Origin of the sequence: Nocardioides kongjuensis (assembly GCF_013409625.1) — a bacterium.
Classification (GTDB): Bacteria; Actinomycetota; Actinomycetes; order Propionibacteriales; family Nocardioidaceae; genus Nocardioides; species Nocardioides kongjuensis.
Genome location: NZ_JACCBF010000001.1, coordinates 5,356,424 through 5,374,313 on the forward strand (window position 1 = coordinate 5,356,424; position 17,890 = coordinate 5,374,313).

A 17,890-nucleotide genomic window follows, 5' to 3' on the forward strand; every position below is an offset into this window, starting at 1 on the left:
TTGTTCGGGACCGGCGTAACTCGCCCCTCACGGCCTCGTTGATCTGAACGAGCCCGGGAATTCACGCTCCCTCCCGAAGCCCGGGCTCGGTCCAGGCACTGTCCATCAGCTGCGTGGACAATCAGGGCCCGGCCACCCTCCCTCCCCGGCCGGGCCCTGGTGCGTTTTCCGCGGTGCGACGCCGGTTCGGGACCACGGGCGGACGCCGATACGATTCGCCCATGACGGCCGAGGAGACGCAGCCCGAGCACGACCTGGTCCTGGTGGTGGACTTCGGGGCCCAGTACGCCCAGCTGATCGCCCGCCGCGTGCGCGAGGCGCGGGTCTACTCCGAGATCGTCCCGCACACGATGTCCGTGGCCGAGATGGTCGCCCGGAACCCGAAGGCGATCATCCTGTCCGGCGGTCCGTCGTCGGTGTACGAGGACGGCGCCCCGGCGGTCGACCCGGCCATCTTCTCGGCGGGTCCCTCCGTGTTCGGCATGTGCTACGGCTTCCAGCTGATGGCCGCCCACCTCGGCGGCACCGTCTCGGCGACCGGTGCCCGCGAGTACGGCCGCACCCGGGTCAACGTCCACCACGCCGGCACCCTGCTCAACGGCATCCCGGCCGAGCACAACGTGTGGATGTCCCACGGCGACTCGGTCAGCGCCGCCCCCGAGGGCTTCGCCGTCCTCGCCTCGACCGAGGTCACCCCGGTCGCCGCGTTCGAGGACGTCGACCGCGGCCTGGCCGGCGTCCAGTGGCACCCCGAGGTGCTGCACTCCGAGCACGGCCAGAAGGTCCTCGAGCACTTCCTGTGGGACATCGCCGGCTGCCGCCAGACCTGGACCATCGGCAACATCGCCGAGGAGCAGATCGCCCGCGTCCGCGAGCAGATCGGCCCCGACGGCCGCGCCATCTGCGGCCTGTCCGGCGGCGTCGACTCCGCGGTCGCCGCGGCGATCGTGCAGAAGGCGATCGGTGACCGCCTGACCTGCGTCTACGTCGACCACGGCCTGATGCGCAAGGGCGAGACCGAGCAGATCGAGCGCGACTTCGTCGCCGCGACGGGCGCCAAGCTGGTCATCGTCGACGCCGAGAAGCAGTTCCTCGACGCGCTGGCCGGCGTCTCCGAGCCGGAGACCAAGCGCAAGATCATCGGCCGCGAGTTCATCCGCGCCTTCGAGGGCGCCGAGCTGGAGGTGGTCAAGGGCGCCCCCGAGGGCAGCAAGGTGGGCTTCCTCGTCCAGGGCACGCTCTACCCCGACATCGTCGAGTCCGGCCACGGCGCCGGGACGTCGACCATCAAGTCCCACCACAACGTCGGCGGCCTGCCCGAGGACCTCGAGTTCGAGCTGGTCGAGCCGCTGCGCGAGCTGTTCAAGGACGAGGTCCGCGCCGTCGGCGCCCAGCTCGGCCTGCCGAGCGTCATCGTCCAGCGCCAGCCCTTCCCGGGCCCCGGCCTGGGCATCCGGATCATCGGCGAGGTCAACCGCGAGCGCCTCGACATCCTGCGCGAGGCCGACGCGATCGCCCGCGAGGAGATGACCGCCGCCGGCCTCGACGGCGACATCTGGCAGATGCCCGTGGTGCTGCTCGCCGACGTCCGCTCGGTCGGCGTCCAGGGCGACCACCGCACCTACGGCCACCCGGTCGTGCTGCGCCCGGTCACCTCCGAGGACGCCATGACCGCCGACTGGGCGCGGCTGCCCTACGAGGTCCTCGAGAAGATCTCGACCCGGATCACCAACGAGGTCGCCGAGGTCAACCGGGTCACCGTCGACATCACCTCGAAGCCGCCGGGCACCATCGAGTGGGAGTGACCCGCCGGGTCGGCTGACCCGGTTGCTGCTGCCCCGCGCGGGTACCTCCGGTGGGCAGCAGGAGGTGTGCCATGGGCGGAGCAGGTCTGCCGTGGATGGTGTTCGGAGCGATCGCTGCGGTGCTCGCGTGCGCCGGGGTGCTCGTGATGGTGCCGTGGGTGCGCGCGGAGATGGCGCGCGAGGACGAGCTGGCGAGCCGCGATCGCGACGTGCTGGGCTACGAGGTGCCCGAGGGGCAGGACCCCACCGCGATCCTGGCCGCGCTGTCGCTGGCGGGGATCACCGCCGCGCCGGTGCTGCGTCACGGGCGCAGGCTGGTGCTCATCGACGAGCGGGGGCAGCGTGACTCCGTCGTACGACGCAGGGCGCGCTCGGTGATCGCGCACGCGCCGCTCAACACGCTGGGTGACCCGGCGCCGCCCCACGTGGTGCGCTTCCTCGACGAGCCCGACCCGGCCGACACCCGCGACCAGCCCGAGGTGGGCACCTGAGCCGCGGGAGCGTGTTCGGCGCCCGACTGCGAGAGCGGACATTCCGCCGCGCGCGGCCGTGGTGCTTCGTACGATGGTCGCCGGGAAACATGCCGGCCTTGGGGAGGGGTGTCGCGCGGTTCCCGGGAGCGAGGTCGCCATGGCATCGGGTGCTGCGCAGACACTGACTGCGGAGCGGATCGCGCGTGCCCTCGAGCAGGGGGACGTCGTCGTCCACTACCAGCCCTGCTACGACCTGCGCACCGGCGAGATCGTGGCGGTCGAGGCGCTCGCCCGGCTGTTCGACCGCGACAGCGGGGAGCTGGTCGAGCCGGCCGGCTTCCTCGAGCCGCTCGAGGAGTCCGGGCTGGTCGTGCACCTCGACGAGATGGTGCTCGCCGCGGCCGCGACCCAGGTGGCGCAGTGGCGGCGGCTGCCTGCGGGGGAGCGGCTGTGCCTGGCGGTCAACCTGTCACCGGCCGACCTCGACGACCCGATGCTGCCGCAGCGCTTCCGCGAGATGACCGAGGCGGCGGGACTGCCGCTCGACGCGGTCATCGTCGAGCTCACCGAGACCCTGCTCTCGCGCACCGGGCAGGGCCACGAGCAGGTGCTCGCCGAGCTGGCGGCGCTCGGCTGCAACGTCACCCTCGACGACTTCGGCACCGGCAACGCGAGCTTCGACTACCTGCGCCGGTTCCGGGTCGACGGCGTGAAGATCGACCGGTCCTTCGTGCAGTTCCTCGGCTCGGGCGGCCCCCACGAGCGGATGGCCGAGTCGCTGGTGCGCTTCTGCCTCTCGCTCGGGGTGCACGTCGTCGCCGAGGGGATCGAGCGCCCGCAGCACGTCACGGCGCTGCGCCGGCTGGGCTGCCCGTTCGGGCAGGGCTTCTTGATGAGCCGCCCGCTGGACGCCGTGGCGCTGGGCACCCTCCTGCGGGAGGACCGGCTCCCACCCGGCCTGGCCCACCCGGTCGACCGCGCCGACCTGCCTGCCCTCACCAGGGTCCCCGGCACGACCGAGCCCTCGGTGCTGGAGCGGCTGGTCCCACGGGTGCTGGCCGGACTGGTCAGCCTGGTCCTCGTGCTGGTGGCCGCGATCGTGGTCACGGGCCGCGCCGACACCGACGCCTCCCTGACCAGCGCGGCGGAGAACCGGCTCGAGGCGATCGACTCGCTCGCGGCCCGCGGCGTGGACCTGCGGCTGGGCGGGCTCGCCGACGCCGTCACGACGTTCAGCCGCAGCGGCGCCGTACGACGGGCCGTGGTCAGCGGCGACCCGGACCAGATGGACCTCGCGCTCGCCGCGCTCGGCTCGGCGACGACCAATGCCTACAACACCTCGCTGTACGACGCCTCCGGCACCATGCTCGACCTCGCGCCGCCGCAGCGCGACCCGCAGGTGGTCGGCCAGAACTTCTCGTTCCGCGAGTGGTACCGACCGGCGAGCCGTCGCGACACGGCGTACGTCTCGCAGGCCTACCAGCTGATGACGCCCGACCACACCTGGGCGATCGCCGTCGCGGCAGCGGTGCGCGACCCGGGTGGCCGGATCCGCGGGTACGTCGTCGCGACCCTCGCCCTCTCCGGGATCCAGGCCGAGATGGAGGCGATCTTCCGCCAGTACGGCGTCGCGGTGACCGTCGTCGACCGGCACGGCACCACGCTCGCCGACTCCGGTGGCCAGGTCGGCGTCATGACGAAGGACCCGCGCCTGCTCCGCGGCCGCGCCGCCGACGCCACCGGCGACGGCGACCGGCTGTGGGCGGTCAGCGAGGTCTCCGCGATCGGCGGCTGGCTGCTCGTCGAGCAGGACCGCGACGCCGCGGTCGGCACCGTCGACGGCGGCACCGACCCGCTGCTCGCCGGGCTGGTGGTGGGGATCGGCTTCGTGCTCGTCCTGCTGTGGCTGGCGACCGACGCCCGGCGCCGGCGGCTCAAGGCCGACCTGCGCCGGTCGAACGCGTGGCTGGCCTCGATCCTCGGTGCGACGCCGACACCGGTGCTGGTCAGCGACACCGAGGGCCGGGTCCACCAGGCCAACGTCGCCGCGGCCGAGCTGCTCGGCGTACCGGTGCACACCCTGCGCGGCCAGACGGTGGGCAGCTGGCTGACCACCCGCGACCAGCCCGCGACCGACGGGGGAGCGTTCTCCGCGACCGTCGTGACCCGTAGCGGCGACGTGCGCCTGGTCGAGGTCCAGGTCCGCGACCTCACCGGTCCCAACGGCGAGCCGATGCGGCTGCACGCCCTCGTCGACGTGACGCCCCACCGCGAGGAGCAGGACCGGCTGCGCGCCCAGAGCCGGGTCGATCCGCTGACCGGCGTGGCCAACCGGATCGCGCTGCAGGAGGCACTCGCCGCGGCGTCCGCGCCCGGTCGGTCGCCGCACGCCCTGGTGATGCTCGACCTCGACAGGTTCAAGTCCGTCAACGACGACCTCGGGCACGCCGCCGGCGACAGCGTGCTGTGCGCGGTGGCCGACGTGCTGACCGACGCCGTGCAGCCCGACGACACCGTCGCCCGCGTCGGCGGCGACGAGTTCGTGCTCGTCGTGCGCCTCGACGAGCGCACCAGCCACACCGTGGTCGCCGAGCGCCTGCGCAGTCGCGTCCAGGAGGTCCTCGACGCACACCCCTTCGCCCTGCACGTCCCGGTCGGGGTCAGCGTCGGGTCGGCCGCGGTCGGCCCCGACGGGCGTGACGCCGACGAGCTGCTGCGGCTCGCCGACGTGCGGATGTACGACGCGAAGCGGCGGCGCCGATGAGCAGGGGAGCCTCGCTGGCCCGGGTCGGGCTGGCGTACGTCATCGCGTTCGGCGTCGCCAGCGCCTGGCTCGCCCGGGGACCCGACACCCGCTGGCTGTGGCTCGACGGGCTGATCGCCGACCTGCTCGCCACGCTCGTGGTCTTCGTGGCCAGCCGGATCCACCACAACTCCAGCTTCTACGACGCCTACTGGAGCGTGCTGCCGCCGTACCTCGCCCTGTGGTGGTGGCTCGCCGCCGACGTCGCCCTCGACGACGCCCGCGCCTGGCTGGTGCTCGGCGTGATCGCGCTGTGGGCGGTCCGGCTCACCGCCAACTGGGTGCGCACCTTCCCCGGTCTGCACCACGAGGACTGGCGCTACCCGCTGGTCCGCGAGCGCGCCGGGCGCCTCGAGCTGCTCGCCGACCTCGTCGGCATCCACCTGGTGCCGACCCTGCAGGTCTTCCTCGGCCTGGTGCCGGCGTACGTCGTGCTCACCCGCCCCGGTCCCGGCCTGCGCTGGCTGGACGGCCTCGCCCTCGTCCTCGGCGTCGGCGCGGTGCTCCTCGAGCTGGTCGCCGACGCGCAGATGCACCGGTTCGTGCAGCAGCGGGTCCCCGGCCAGGTGATGGATCGCGGCCTGTGGGGCTGGTCGCGACACCCGAACTACTTCGGCGAGATCTGCTTCTGGTGGAGCCTGGCGCTGTTCGGCATCGCCGCCTCGCCCGCGGACTGGTGGTGGCTGCCGGTCGGCGGCGTCGCGATGGTCGCCATGTTCCTCGGCGCCAGCATCCCGATGATGGAGCAGCGCAGCCTGGCGCGGCGGCCGTCGTACCAGGACGTCGTGGACCGGGTCCCGGTGCTGGTGCCGCGCCCCCCGTCGTGGGCGCGGAAGCCGGCGTGAGGCGGCCCCGCGTCGTGGTGGCCGGGCTCGGGGACAGCGGCCTGCTGACCGCGATCCACCTGGCCCGCGCAGACGTCGACGTCGTGGGCATCTCCAGCAAGCCCGGCCTGGTGAGCGGCCAGGAGCTCGGCCTGCGCCTGGCCCGTCCGGAGGCGTGGGCCCGCGACTACCGGATCGGCTTCGACCGGTTCCGCCGCCTCGACCACGCCGAGCTGGTCCACGGCGAGCTGACCGGGCTCGACCTCGCCGCCGGGAGCGTCACCGTCGGTCCCCGCTCGATCGGGTACGACGTCCTGGTGGTCGCCACCGGCGTCAGCAACGGCTTCTGGCGACTGCCGGGGTTCCAGACCGACGCCGACGTGACCACCTCGCTCGCCGCCGACCACGCGCGTCTGGGCGCCGCTGCCGACATCCTCGTGGTCGGCGGCGGCGCGGCCGCGGTCAGCACTGCGCTCCAGACCGCCACCCGGTGGCCGGCCGCGTCCGTCACCCTCGCGTTCCCGGGGGAGCGGGCACTGCCCCAGCACCACCCCCGGGTCTGGGACGTCGCCCGGCGTCGGCTCGACCGGGCAGGGGTCGTGCTGCGTCCGGGCCACCGGGCCGACGTCCCCGACGACTTCGCCGGGGACGAGATCACCACCGGTCCGGTCGCCTGGGCGAGCGGCCAGGCCGCCACCGATGCGGACGCGGTGGTGTGGGCGATCGGACGGGTGCGGCCCAACACCGGCTGGCTGCCGCCGGAGCTGCTCGACGACGCCGGCTTCGTGCGGGTCGAGCCGACGTTGCGGGTCCCCGGCGCCGACGGCGTCTTCGCGATCGGCGACGTCGCCGCGACAGACGCACTGCGCTCCTCGGCGCGCAACCGCGCCGACCGGCTGCTGGCGGCCAACATCCGTGCCCACCTCGCCGAGCGGCCGCTGCGCGCGTACGAGCCGCCACGCCGGCGCTGGGGATCGGTGCTCGGCCCCGAGGCCGACGGGCTGCGGGTGTTCGCGCCGTCGGGTCACCCGTTCCGGTTCCCCGCCTGGTCGGTGCACCGGGTGCTGCAGCCGTGGATCGTCCGGCGCGGGATCTACCGGGGCGTGAGGTCGCCCTGACGTGCCGGAACGCTGCGCAGGGCTCGGGCGAACGACGACGTCGTCCGCCCGAGCCCTGATCTGGAGGTCGCACCCCGAGGGGAGCTGCCTCGGGAGACGCTGGTCAGTCCCGCCTGCTACGCGACGGCGCCACTGACCAGCGGTCCCCTAGGTGAAGAGGCTGACCCCACCGGGTCCGACCAGCAGGCCGACCACGATCAGCACGATCCCCCAGAGCAGCTCACCCCGGAACAGGCTGAAGATGCCGGAGACCACGAGGATCACCGCCAGGATCCACAAGATGAGTGCCACGATTTCCCTCCTTCGTCGGGGCCGTTCTGGCCCGGACGTGAGGTACCCCGCGCCGCGGTGGGCAGACGGTTCGCCTGCCACGCCGTCGATCAGGCCCGGTCCTCGTCGATGACGTGCACGGCGGCCTCCTCGGCGCTGGCCGCGGCGCCGTCGATGCCCACGTCCTCGGCGACGAGGTCCTTCTCCACGTCGTCGCCGAGCCCCTGGTCGGGCTCGACCAGCCGCCCGGCACGCTCGTCGCCCACCTCCGCCTCGGGGTCGGTGGCCATGCCGGGATCTTCGTCGGCAGCCGGATCGACGTCCGGCTCCTCCTCGGCCAGCCGCGCGTCGAGCGGTTGCGGATGCGCCTGCTCCCAGGGGGTGTTGCCGTAGCGCTGGGCTGCGGAGTACTTCTCCGGCGGGGAGTACCCGCGGTCCAGCTCGTCGTCGACGTCGTCGTCGGCCAGGGTGTCCTCGGGCTGCAGCTGGGTCTCGTCGTCGACGCTGTAGCCCTCGTACTGCTCGTCGTCGTTCGGCTCGTTGGTCGTCATGCGCCTGCGGTACCCCCGCATCCCGGCGTCCTACGCTGTGCGCGTGGAATCACTCGCCCTGGCGTTCTCCTCGGGCTGGGCCAGCGGGATCAACAGCTACCTGGTCGTGCTGGTGCTCGGCCTGGCCGACCGGCTGGGCTCCTTCGACGAGGTCCCGGACGTGCTGGCGCGTTGGGACGTCCTCGCCGTCGCCGCGCTCATGTACGCCTTCGAGTTCGTCGCCGACAAGATCCCCTACGTCGACTCCGCCTGGGACGTCGTCTCGACGCTGATCCGGCCGGTCGTGGGCGGTGCGGTCGGCGTGCTCATCGCCGGTGACTCGGGCTCGATCAGCGAGCTGGTCGGCGGCACGGTGGGCGGTGGCAGCGCGCTCGCGGCGCACTCGGTCAAGACCGGCACGCGGATGGCGGTCAACACCGTGCCCGAGCCGTTCAGCAACATCGGCCTCAGCATCGGCGAGGACGTCGCGGTGCTGGCCGTGGTCGCCTTCGCGGTCGAGCACCCGTACGCCGCGGCGTCGATCGCCGCGCTCCTCCTGCTCGCCGGCGTGGTCCTTCTCTGGCTGGCCTGGCGGACCGTACGACGCGGCTGGGCCCGGTTCCGCGCCTGGCGCGAGGGGCGGGCCGCGGCGCGCACGCCGACCGGCTGAGCGGCCGGGGCCCGGTCGGCTCAGTCGACGAGCAGCTCGGTCCGCTCCGCGGCGAGCAGCGCGGCACCCAGCAGTGAGGCCCGCTCGCCGAGTCGGCTCGCGACGACGGGGGTGAGCGCGAGCGTGTCGAGGGCGTGGCGCCGCAGGCCGGTCCGGACCGACTCGAGCAGCAGCTCGCCGGCGCGGGCCATGTCGCCGCCGATGACGACGACCGAGGGGTTCATCAGGTTGACCACGGCGGCCAGGCCCCAGCCGAGGTGCAGGCCCGCGTCCTCGAGGGCCCGGCGGGCCAGGACGTCGCCGGTCTCGGCGGTCGCGATGATCTCGTCGAGGCTGGCGCCGGGGAGCTGGCTGGCGAGCAGGCCCTGGACGGCCTGCACGGAGGTGTAGGTCTCCAGGCAGCCGCGGCTGCCGCAGCGGCACAGGGGTCCCTGCTCGTCGAAGGTCAGGTGCCCGATCTCGCCGGCGCTCCCGGCCGTGCCCTGGAACAGCTCGTTGCGCAAGATGATGCCGGCACCGACACCGGAGGAGATCTTCACGAACACCGAGCTGTCGGTGCCGCGTCCCTCGCCGATCCGGTGCTCGGCGAGGGCGCCGAGGTTGGCGTCGTTCTCGACGTCGACGGGGGAGCCGAACGCCTCGGAGCCGACGGTGCGGGCGTCCACGTTGCGCCAGCCGGGGAAGATCGCGGCGCTCTGCACGACGCCGTCGGTGACGGGCGCCGGGAGGCCGAGTCCGACGTGGCGCAGGGCCGCCCCGGCGGGTCGCAGCTCGTCGGTCATCGCGACCGCGAGCGCGAGCGCCTCCTCGTGGGGGAACTCCGGTGGGATGGCACGTCGCTCCTCGGCGAGCACCCGGCCGGTGAGGTCGCCGATCGCGACCGCGAGGTGGCTGTGCCCGAAGTCGACGCCGGCGACGATGCCGGCCCCCTCCGAGAGGCGTACGGCGGAGCCGCGGCGCCCGCTGCCGGCCTCGGTGTCGACCAGCCCGGCCTGCCCGAGGTCGCGCACGATGTTCGACACCGTGGCCCGGGCCAGCCCCGTCGCCCGCGCGAGCTCGGCCTGGGTGAACACCGTGGCCGCCTCGCCGTCGGTGGTCGAGCGCAGCACGTCGAGCACGCGGCGCTGGTTCGCCGCGCGCAGCGACGCGGTCGATCCCGGCGCGTGGTCGCTGCGCTCCGACGTCATGGCGACACTGTGCACGCACTCGTCGTAATGGTCAAGCAATGGCCACAAAGCAGCATGCAACCCAGAAATGACGAACTTTGTGTTCAAGTCTTGACGTCTACGGTGTGAGCCACAACACTCGAACCACCGCTCAATGTCCGATCGAGGAGAGCCATGTCCACTTCAGCTCGTCGAGTTGCCGCCGCCGGTGCGGCCCTGTTCCTCGGTGCCGTCGCGCTCAGCGCGTGCGGCGCCAATGACGCCGAGAAGGGCGGTAGCGACGGTGGCAAGGCAGGCACCATCGCGCTGCTCCTGCCGGAGTCGAAGACCACCCGCTACGAGGCCCACGACCGCCCGCTGTTCGAGGCGAAGGTCAAGGACCTGTGCAGCGACTGCAAGGTGCTCTACTACAACGCCGACCAGGACGAGGCCAAGCAGGCCCAGCAGATGACCACCGCCCTGGACCAGGGCGCCGACGTCGTCGTGCTCGACCCGGTCAACGGCGAGGGCGCCACCGGCATGGTCGACGAGGCGAAGGGCCAGGACGTCCCGGTCATCGCCTACGACCGGTTCATCGAGAACGCCGACTACTACATGTCCTTCGACAACGAGACGGTCGGCAAGATGCAGGCCCAGGCGCTCGTCGACGCGATGGGCAACAAGGGCGACATCCTCATGCTCAACGGCGCCCCCAGCGACCCGAACGCCGCGCAGTTCAAGGCGGGTGCGCACAGCGTGCTCGACAGCAGTGGGGTGAAGATCCTCGCCGAGTACGACAACCCGGACTGGAGCCCGGAGAACGCCCAGCAGTGGACCACCGACCAGCTCAACAAGTACGACCCGGCCAAGATCGGAGGCGTGTACGCCGCCAACGACGGTCAGGCCGGTGGCGTGATCGCCGCACTGACCGACCACATCGCGGCCGACAAGCTGCCGCCGATCACGGGCCAGGACGCCGAGGTCGCCGCGATCCAGCGGATCATCGCGGGTGAGCAGACGATGACGATCTACAAGCCGATCCCGATCGAGGCCGAGACCGCCGCCGAGGTGGCCGTCCTGCTCGCGCACGGCGACGACGTGCCCGGCACCACCGACACCGGCATCGCGAAGTCGGAGTACAAGAGCGTGCCGTCGTACATCTTCACGCCGATCGTGGTCACCAAGGAGAACGTCGCCAGCACGATCATCGCCGACGGCTTCTACAAGGCCTCGGAGATCTGCACCGGTGAGTACGCGAAGGCCTGCACGGAGGCCGGCGTCTCCTGATGTCCGTCATCGAGAACGAGGTCGCGGTCAGGGGCACGGGCGAGGTCGTCCTGTCCCTGACCGGGATCAACAAGCGTTTCGGCGCCGTCCAGGCGCTCACCGACGTCGCGCTGACCGTCCGGGCCGGCGAGGTGGTCGCCCTCGTGGGCGACAACGGTGCGGGCAAGTCGACGCTGGTGAAGACCATCGCCGGCGTCTACCAGCCCGACGCCGGGGTCATCGAGTTCGCCGGGTCGCCGGTCACGGTCGCCGGCCCGGCGGGTGCCCAGCACCTCGGCATCGCCACGGTGTTCCAGGACCTCGCGCTGTGCGACAACCTCGACGTCGTCGCCAACCTGTTCCTGGGCAAGGAGCACCACCTCGGCCCGGTCATCAACGAGGTCACCATGGAGCGGGAGGCCTGGCGGCTGCTGCGCAGCCTGTCGGCCAAGATCCCCTCGGTGCGGATCCCGGTCGCCGGCCTGTCCGGCGGCCAGCGGCAGACCGTCGCGATCGCGCGCTCCCTGGTCGGCAACCCGAAGGTGGTCATGCTCGACGAGCCGACCGCCGCGCTGGGTGTCGCGCAGACCGCCGAGGTGCTCAACCTCGTCGAGCGGCTGCGCGAGCAGGGCCTCGCCGTCATCCTGATCAGCCACAACATGGCCGACGTGCAGGCGGTGTCCGACCGGATCGTCGTCCTGCGCCTGGGTCGCAACGCCGCGGAGTTCCGCACCGAGGAGGCGACCACCGACCAGCTGGTCGCCGCCATCACCGGCGCGTCCGACAACGTCGTCGCCCAGCGCGCCGCCCGCCGCGCCGGCCACCCCGAGGGGGACCACTCGTGACCGACCAGCTCACCAACCAACCTGCCGGCCAGACACCCGGCCAGACGCCCGCGGTCGATGCCACCGACGAGCGGCTCGTCCGGGTCGTCTCGCCCGGCGACTACCTGCGCCACCTCGCGGGCCGTCTGCGCGGCGGCGACCTCGGCATGCTGCCGGTCGTCCTCGGCCTGGTCGCGATCTGCGTGTTCTTCTACAGCCAGGAGCCGACGTTCCTGTCCTCGCGCAGCCTGGTGACCATGACGCTGTACGCCGCACCACTCGGCGTCATCGCCCTCGGCATCGTGCTCGTGCTGCTGCTCGGCGAGATCGACCTCAGCGTCGGCACGGTCTCCGGGTTCACCTCGGCGACCACGGCCGTCATGTTCGTCGGCCACGGGCAGTCCCTGGCGTTGTCGATCCTCGCCGCGATCGCGCTCGGTGCCCTCATCGGTGCCGGGTACGCCGTGCTCTTCGTCTGGGTCGGCGTCCCCAGCTTCGTGTTCACCCTGGCGGGCCTGCTCGCCTTCGAGGGTGCCCTCTACTGGGTGCTCGGCGACCAGGGCACGATCAACCTGCCTCGTGACTCCGGGCTGCCGGTCTTCACCCGGCAGAAGTTCCTGTCCGACGGGCAGGGCTACGCGCTGGTCGCGGTCGTGGTGGCGGTCTACGTCGGCTCGCGGCTGTGGAGCATCCGCCAGAAGCGCGCTGCCGGCCTCACCCCGCCCAACCTGCTCGCGGTGATCATCAAGGGGGCGGCCCTGGCGGTCGGCCTCGGCTGGCTGACCTACTACCTCGGCATCGACCGCGGCTGGGGCTACCTGCCGGTGCTCTTCGCGGGCCTGGTCGTGGTCGTGGACCTGCTCCTGCGGCGTACCCGCTGGGGGCGCTACGTCTACGCCGTCGGCGGCAACGAGGAGGCGGCCCGCCGCGCCGGCATCCGCGTCGGCCTGGTCTACGGCTCGGTGTTCGTGCTCTGCTCGACCTTCGCCGCCCTCGGCGGCGTGCTCGTCGCCGGCCAGCTCACGACGGTCTCCCAGTCCAGCGGTACGACGGACACGAACCTCACGGCGATCGCCGCCGCCGTCATCGGCGGCACCAGTCTCTTCGGCGGCCGCGGCTCGGCGTACTCCGCCCTGCTCGGCATCCTCGTGCTGCAGGCGATCCGCACCGGCCTCAACCTGATGAACGTCGACTCCGACGTCCGCCTGATCGTCACCGGTGCGGTGCTGCTGCTCGCGGTGGCGATCGACTCCGTGGCCCGCCGCGCCCGCTCCAGCAGCGGCAGAGGCTAGGACACGCCCGAGCGACCCGCCCGCACGGGGGGCTCACCGTAGAGCGTGGTGCGTTCGCGCACCGGCCGGTCGATGCCGGCGCCGATCTCGGTGAGCTCCTCGACGGTCTTGGCGGAGCCGTGCTCGGAGCCGGCCATCCGGGAGATGGTCTCCTCCATCAGGGTGCCGCCGAGGTCGTTGGCGCCGGCGTTGAGCATGGCGCGGGTGCCGTCGACGCCGAGCTTGACCCAGCTGGTCTGGATGTTGGCGATCCGGCCGTGGAGCAGGATCCTGGCCATCGCGTGCACGGCGAGGTTGTCGCGCAGCGTGGGCCCGGGACGGGCGACGCCGGCGAGGTAGATCGGGGCGCTGGTGTGCACGAACGGGAGCGGCACGAACTCGGTGAACCCGCTGCTGCCGTTCTCGGCCGCGGTGTCCTGGACCTGCTTGAGGACGCCCAGGTGCCCGACCCAGTGCCGCGGGTTGTCGACGTGGCCGTACATCATCGTGCTCGTCGTGGGCAGCCCGATGCGGTGCGCGGTGGAGACGATCTCGATCCAGGTCCGCGCGGGCAGCTTGCCCTTCGTGAGCACCCAGCGGACCTCGTCGTCGAGGATCTCCGCGGCCGTTCCCGGCAGGGATCCGAGGCCGGACTCGCGGGCCTTGATCAAGAAGTCCTCGATCGACAGGCCGGTGCGGGCGGTGCCGTTGACGACCTCCATCGGGCTGAACGCGTGGACGTGCATGTCCGGGACCCGCTGCTTGACCGCGGCCGCGATGTCGAAGTACGCCGACGCGGGCAGCTCGGGGTCGATGCCGCCCTGCATGCAGACCTCGGTGGCGCCGAGGTCCCAGGCCTCCTGCGCCCGGTCGGCGACCTCGGCGTACGACAGCGAGTAGGCGTCCGCGTCGGTGCGGCGCTGCGCGAACGCGCAGAACCGGCACCCGACGTAGCAGACGTTGGTGAAGTTGATGTTCCGGTTGACGACGTAGGTGACGTCGTCGCCCACGACCTGCTTGCGCAGCGCGTCGGCCAGCCGGACGACCTCGCGCAGCAGGTCGCCCTCGGCGGTCATCAGGGTCAGCGCGTGCTCGTCGGACAGGTCGACCAGGCCCGACTCGGCAGCGGCCTCGGCCGCGCGCAGGGCGTCGCCGCCCTCGGCGTGCAGGACCGCCGGAGCACCGTCGATCAGCCCGGTGACCGCTGCCGCCTCACCGACCGCGGCCCAGTCGCCGTAGACCGACCCGAAGTCCGAACGGCGGTCGTCGGTGCGGCCCCCGGCCGGGCCGTCGTCGTCGATGGCCGCGTGCAGGTCGGTCCGACCCCGGCCGTGGTCGGCCTCGAAGCCGCCGTCGGGCTCCTGCCACGGCAGCCCGCTCGGCCGCACCTCGGGGATCGCCAGCCCGTCCGGGCCGGCGAGCGCGGCGACGTGCGCGTGCAGCCGCGGGTCGATCCAGGCCTCGCCGCGCTGCAGCGACCCGACGACGTACTCCGGGTGCACGGTCAGCCGCGGCCGCAGCTCGAACCCGCAGGTCGCGGTGATCGAGCGCAGCCGGTCGAGCGAGGGCCACGGGCGCTCGGGGTTCACGTGGTCCGGGGTCAGCGGCGAGACGCCGCCCCAGTCGTCGACCCCGGCGTCCAGCAGGGCCTTGCACTCGCTCAGGTCGACGAGGTTGGGCGGCGCCTGGATCCGGGCCCGGGGGCCGAGCACGAGCCGGGTGACCGCGATCGCCGCGCGGTACTCGGCGAGGTCGAGGTCGTCGACGTGGCGCATCGCGGTGTCGGGCTTGGCCCGGAAGTTCTGGACGATGACCTCCTGCACGGCGCCGTAGGCCCGCGAGGTCGCGCGCAGCGCGAAGATCGTCTCGGCCCGCTCGCTCAGCGTCTCGCCGATCCCGACCAGCAGTCCGGTGGTGAACGGGATGCCGTGGCGCCCGGCGTCCTCGAGGACCCGGAGCCGGACCTCGGGGTCCTTGTCGGGCGAGCCGAAGTGCGCCAGGCCCCTGGTCTCGAACAGGCGGCGCGAGGTGGTCTCGAGCATCATCCCCATCGACGGGGAGACCGGCTTGAGCCGGTTGAGCTCCTCCCACGACATCACGCCGGGGTTGAGGTGCGGGAGCAGCCCGGTCTCCTCCAGCACCCGGATCGCCATCGCCCGGATGTAGGCCAGCGTCGAGTCGTAGCCCTGCTCGTCGAGCCAGGCCTGGGCCTCGGGCCAGCGGTCCTCCGGGCGGTCGCCGAGGGTGAACAGCGCCTCGAGGCAGCCGAGCTGGGCGCCCCGGCGGGCGATGTCGAGGATCTCGTCGGGGGACAGGTACGGCGCCCGCCCCTCGCGCGCGGCCTGGGTCGGGGTCTCCACGAAGGTGCAGTAGTGGCACCGGTCGCGGCACAGCCTGGTGATCGGGATGAACACCTTCGGCGAGTACGTCACGATCCCGGCGCGCCCTGCGGCGACCAGGCCCGCGTCGCGGACCTTCGCCGCAGCCGCGGTCAGCCGGTCGAGCTCCGCGCCGGTCGCGGCGAGCAGAGCGGTCGTCTCCGCGACGTCGAGCGCGGCACCGCGCTCGGCGCGGGCGAGCGCCCGGCGGACCTGCTGGGGGGTGGGCACCTCGGACATCACGACGAGCGTAACGGGTGGACGCCCGAGGTAGAACAAGTTCTACCCATTGGTCGGACGTCCACCCGTCAGGATCCGAACGATCGGTGGTCGGTCGGTGGTCGGTCGGGGGTCGATCAGTCGAGCGCCGGCACCCTCTGCTCCTCGGCCGCCGGGGGTCCCGCCACCGCGGCGTCGCCCCGGTCGAGCTTGCTCGGCCACCAGATCTTGCCGCCCAGGTCGAGGTTCAGCGCGGTGACCAGGACCGAGCGGACGATCAACGTGTCGAGCAGCACGCCCAGTGCGACGGTGGTACCGAGCTGCAGCGTGAACGTCAGCGGCATCGTGGCCAGCATCGCGAAGGTCGCGGCCAGCACGAGGCCGGCCGAGGTGATCACGCCGCCCGTCGAGGAGAGGGCGATCAGCGATCCGCGCCGGGTGCCGTGGGTCGCTGCCTCCTCGCGGACCCGGGTCATCAAGAAGATGTTGTAGTCGATGCCCAGGGCGACCAGGAAGACGAACGCGAACAGCGGGTAGCCCGGATCGGTGTGCCCGCGTCCGTACACCAGGTCGAAGACCAGTCCGGAGATGCCGAGCGCTGCGCCGAACGACAGGATCACGGTGCCGATGAGCAGGACCGGCGAGAGGATCGAGCGCAGCAGTCCGGCCAGGATCAGCAGCACGGCTCCGAGGACGATCGGGATGATCACCTTGTTGTCCCGTGCCGACGCATCCATGATGTCGATCGAGACCGCGGTCATGCCGGTCGTCAGGGCATCGGCACCGGGCACCTCGTGGACGGCGGCACGCACGTCCTTGACCGCCGTGGTCGCCTTGTCCGAGTAGGGGTCGCTGGTCAGGTCGGCGACGATCAGCGCCGTGCCGTCCTTGCTCGCGACCTGGATCGGCGTGGAGATGCCGTCGACCCCGGACATCGCGGCGATGACGTCGTCCGCGCGGTCGGCGTTCGCGACGACCTGGATCGGCGTGCTGGCGTCGACGAGGCCGTGCTCGACCAGGATCGTCTGCCCGATCACGGAGTCCTGGTCCTTGGTGTACTGCTCGTCGCTGGGGATGCCGCCCGTGTCGAGGCGCAGGAAGCCCAGGCACAGGAAGGCCAGCACGAGGGCGGTGCCGGCCCACACCGCGCGCGGGCGCGGGGCGATGCCCCGGCCGACCTTCGCCCACAGGCCGGAGGCCGTCGGCTCGGAGCTCCCGAAGTGGGGCACGAACGGCCAGAACACCCAGCGACCGCAGATCACCAGCAGAGCGGGCAGCAGGGTGACCATCACGACGAAGGTGACCGCGATGCCGACGGCGTTGGCCGGACCCATGCCGGCGGTCGAGTTGAGGTCGGCGAACATCAGGCAGAGCAGGCCGACCACGACGGTCGCGGAGCTGGCCAGGATCGCCGGGGCGGCGCGGTGCAGGGCGAACGCCATCGCCTCGTGCCGGTCCTCGTGGCGCCTCAGCTCCTCGCGGTAGCGCGCCACCAGCAGCAGGGCGTAGTCGGTGCCCGCGCCGATCACCAGGACGGTGAGGATGAACTGCGTCTGCCCGTTGACCGTGAGGCTGGTGTTCTTGGCGAGCAGGTAGAGCACGCCCATCGCGGCGCCGAGCCCGACCACCGCAGTGATGATCGGCAGCAGCCACAGGATCGGGCTGCGGTAGGTGACCAGCAGGATGAGGACGACGACACCGAGCGTGATCAGCAGCAGGTTGCTGTCGCCCGAGGAGAAGATCGTCGCTGCGTCGGCGCTCTGGCCACCCGCGCCGGCCAGGTAGGACTTCACGCCGTCGATCGCGATGATCTTGTCGATCTTGGGCTTGAGGTCGGGCAGCTCCTCCCAGAGCTTGTCGCCGTAGTTGACGGTGAACTCGAGCTTGGCGACCTTGCCGTCCTCGGACACGAAGGGCGCCGGGATGCCGGCGGCCTTCGCCCCCTCGGGGGTGAGCACGTTGCTGACGCCGTCGAGCTCGCCGATCTCTCCGGCCTGCTTCTCGATGTCCGCGAGGTCGGCCTGGGTGAGGCCGGACGCGCGGTAGTAGACGACGGTCGTGCCGACGTCGTAGGGGTCCTGGAACGCCTCGAGCTTCTCGAAGGCCTTGGTGGACTCGGCGCTCTCGGGCAGCCAGGACTCCGTCTCGTTGTTCTGGACGTCGATGAGCTTGCCTGCCAGGGAGGCCAGGCCGCCGGCGATCACGATGACCGCGACGAGGACGATCCACTTGGTGACGGGGCCGGTCAGCTTGCCGGCGATCTGACGGTGCATGTGAGGAACTCTTCCAGTGAG

The 17,890-nt window shown here is 72.2% G+C and carries 14 protein-coding genes; 9 read left to right on the forward strand and 5 right to left on the reverse strand.

From position 1 onward, the window contains the following. Positions 1-221 precede the first annotated feature (221 nt). The 5 genes from guaA (at position 222) to BJ958_RS25745 (ending at position 7,023) form a co-directional block, all read left to right on the forward strand. Positions 222-1,805, forward strand: a complete 1,584-nt coding sequence (gene guaA / locus BJ958_RS25725; protein WP_179729609.1) for a glutamine-hydrolyzing GMP synthase — start codon at positions 222-224, stop codon at positions 1,803-1,805. A 71-nt stretch (positions 1,806-1,876) separates the two neighbouring features. Beyond that, positions 1,877-2,296, forward strand: coding sequence for a hypothetical protein (locus BJ958_RS25730; RefSeq protein WP_179729610.1), 420 nt, complete (start codon positions 1,877-1,879; stop codon positions 2,294-2,296). A gap of 139 nt (positions 2,297-2,435) precedes the next feature. Continuing rightward, positions 2,436-5,042, forward strand: coding sequence for an EAL domain-containing protein (locus tag BJ958_RS25735; protein WP_179729611.1), 2,607 nt, complete (start codon positions 2,436-2,438; stop codon positions 5,040-5,042). Further along, the gene (locus BJ958_RS25740) at positions 5,039-5,926 is read left to right on the forward strand and encodes a DUF1295 domain-containing protein (protein ID WP_179729612.1); all 888 of its coding nucleotides are present in this window, start codon (positions 5,039-5,041) and stop codon (positions 5,924-5,926) included. The genes BJ958_RS25735 and BJ958_RS25740 overlap by 4 nt, the downstream gene beginning before the upstream one ends. Continuing rightward, entirely contained in the window at positions 5,923-7,023 is a 1,101-nt protein-coding gene (locus BJ958_RS25745) for an FAD-dependent oxidoreductase (protein ID WP_179729613.1), read from the forward strand. The genes BJ958_RS25740 and BJ958_RS25745 overlap by 4 nt, the downstream gene beginning before the upstream one ends. A gap of 147 nt (positions 7,024-7,170) precedes the next feature. Here BJ958_RS25745 and BJ958_RS25750 read toward each other — a convergent pair whose 3' ends face one another. Further along, a complete protein-coding gene (locus tag BJ958_RS25750; protein WP_174245237.1) occupies positions 7,171-7,314 on the reverse strand; it encodes a GPGG-motif small membrane protein in 144 nt (47 codons plus the stop codon). A gap of 89 nt (positions 7,315-7,403) precedes the next feature. Next, positions 7,404-7,844, reverse strand: a complete 441-nt coding sequence (locus BJ958_RS25755; protein WP_179729614.1) for a DUF5709 domain-containing protein — start codon at positions 7,842-7,844, stop codon at positions 7,404-7,406. A 43-nt stretch (positions 7,845-7,887) separates the two neighbouring features. Between BJ958_RS25755 and BJ958_RS25760 the strand changes: the two genes are divergently transcribed. After that, positions 7,888-8,493, forward strand: coding sequence for a DUF4126 family protein (locus tag BJ958_RS25760; protein WP_179729615.1), 606 nt, complete (start codon positions 7,888-7,890; stop codon positions 8,491-8,493). A 20-nt stretch (positions 8,494-8,513) separates the two neighbouring features. On the opposite strand, the gene BJ958_RS25765 is transcribed toward BJ958_RS25760, so the two are convergent. Further along, complete coding sequence (locus BJ958_RS25765) at positions 8,514-9,680, reverse strand: ROK family transcriptional regulator (protein WP_179729616.1); 1,167 nt, start codon at positions 9,678-9,680, stop codon at positions 8,514-8,516. A 153-nt stretch (positions 9,681-9,833) separates the two neighbouring features. On the opposite strand from BJ958_RS25765, the gene BJ958_RS25770 reads away from it, so the two are divergent. The 3 genes from BJ958_RS25770 to BJ958_RS25780 are packed head-to-tail and all read left to right on the forward strand — an operon-like array spanning position 9,834 to position 13,020. After that, on the forward strand, positions 9,834-10,925 hold the full coding sequence (locus BJ958_RS25770; protein ID WP_179729617.1) for a sugar ABC transporter substrate-binding protein: 1,092 nt from the start codon (positions 9,834-9,836) through the stop codon (positions 10,923-10,925). After that, positions 10,925-11,749 (forward strand): ATP-binding cassette domain-containing protein, encoded by an 825-nt coding sequence (locus BJ958_RS25775; RefSeq protein ID WP_179729618.1) that lies wholly within the window; start codon positions 10,925-10,927, stop codon positions 11,747-11,749. The genes BJ958_RS25770 and BJ958_RS25775 overlap by 1 nt, the downstream gene beginning before the upstream one ends. Continuing rightward, positions 11,746-13,020: an ABC transporter permease subunit gene (locus BJ958_RS25780; RefSeq protein ID WP_273520271.1), complete on the forward strand. Its 1,275-nt coding sequence runs from the start codon at positions 11,746-11,748 to the stop codon at positions 13,018-13,020. The genes BJ958_RS25775 and BJ958_RS25780 overlap by 4 nt, the downstream gene beginning before the upstream one ends. On the opposite strand, the gene BJ958_RS25785 is transcribed toward BJ958_RS25780, so the two are convergent. Next, positions 13,017-15,617, reverse strand: coding sequence for a bifunctional FO biosynthesis protein CofGH (locus tag BJ958_RS25785; RefSeq protein ID WP_179729619.1), 2,601 nt, complete (start codon positions 15,615-15,617; stop codon positions 13,017-13,019). The two genes, BJ958_RS25780 and BJ958_RS25785, sit on opposite strands and share 4 nt — an antisense overlap. A gap of 116 nt (positions 15,618-15,733) precedes the next feature. Then, positions 15,734-17,869, reverse strand: coding sequence for an MMPL family transporter (locus tag BJ958_RS25790; RefSeq protein WP_179729620.1), 2,136 nt, complete (start codon positions 17,867-17,869; stop codon positions 15,734-15,736). Between the last annotated feature and the right edge of the window lie 21 nt (positions 17,870-17,890).

What these genes read in the sequence shown, in the direction of transcription:
- guaA (WP_179729609.1), top strand. Translation starts at nt 222, where the DNA reads ATGACGGCCGAGGAGACGCAGCCCGAGCACGACCTGGTCCTGGTGGTG.
- BJ958_RS25730 (WP_179729610.1), top strand. Translation starts at nt 1,877, where the DNA reads ATGGGCGGAGCAGGTCTGCCGTGGATGGTGTTCGGAGCGATCGCTGCG.
- BJ958_RS25735 (WP_179729611.1), top strand. Translation starts at nt 2,436, where the DNA reads ATGGCATCGGGTGCTGCGCAGACACTGACTGCGGAGCGGATCGCGCGT.
- BJ958_RS25740 (WP_179729612.1), top strand. Translation starts at nt 5,039, where the DNA reads ATGAGCAGGGGAGCCTCGCTGGCCCGGGTCGGGCTGGCGTACGTCATC.
- BJ958_RS25755 (WP_179729614.1), bottom strand. Translation starts at nt 7,844, where the DNA reads ATGACGACCAACGAGCCGAACGACGACGAGCAGTACGAGGGCTACAGC.
- BJ958_RS25765 (WP_179729616.1), bottom strand. Translation starts at nt 9,680, where the DNA reads ATGACGTCGGAGCGCAGCGACCACGCGCCGGGATCGACCGCGTCGCTG.
- BJ958_RS25770 (WP_179729617.1), top strand. Translation starts at nt 9,834, where the DNA reads ATGTCCACTTCAGCTCGTCGAGTTGCCGCCGCCGGTGCGGCCCTGTTC.
- BJ958_RS25775 (WP_179729618.1), top strand. Translation starts at nt 10,925, where the DNA reads ATGTCCGTCATCGAGAACGAGGTCGCGGTCAGGGGCACGGGCGAGGTC.
- BJ958_RS25785 (WP_179729619.1), bottom strand. Translation starts at nt 15,617, where the DNA reads ATGTCCGAGGTGCCCACCCCCCAGCAGGTCCGCCGGGCGCTCGCCCGC.
- BJ958_RS25790 (WP_179729620.1), bottom strand. Translation starts at nt 17,869, where the DNA reads ATGCACCGTCAGATCGCCGGCAAGCTGACCGGCCCCGTCACCAAGTGG.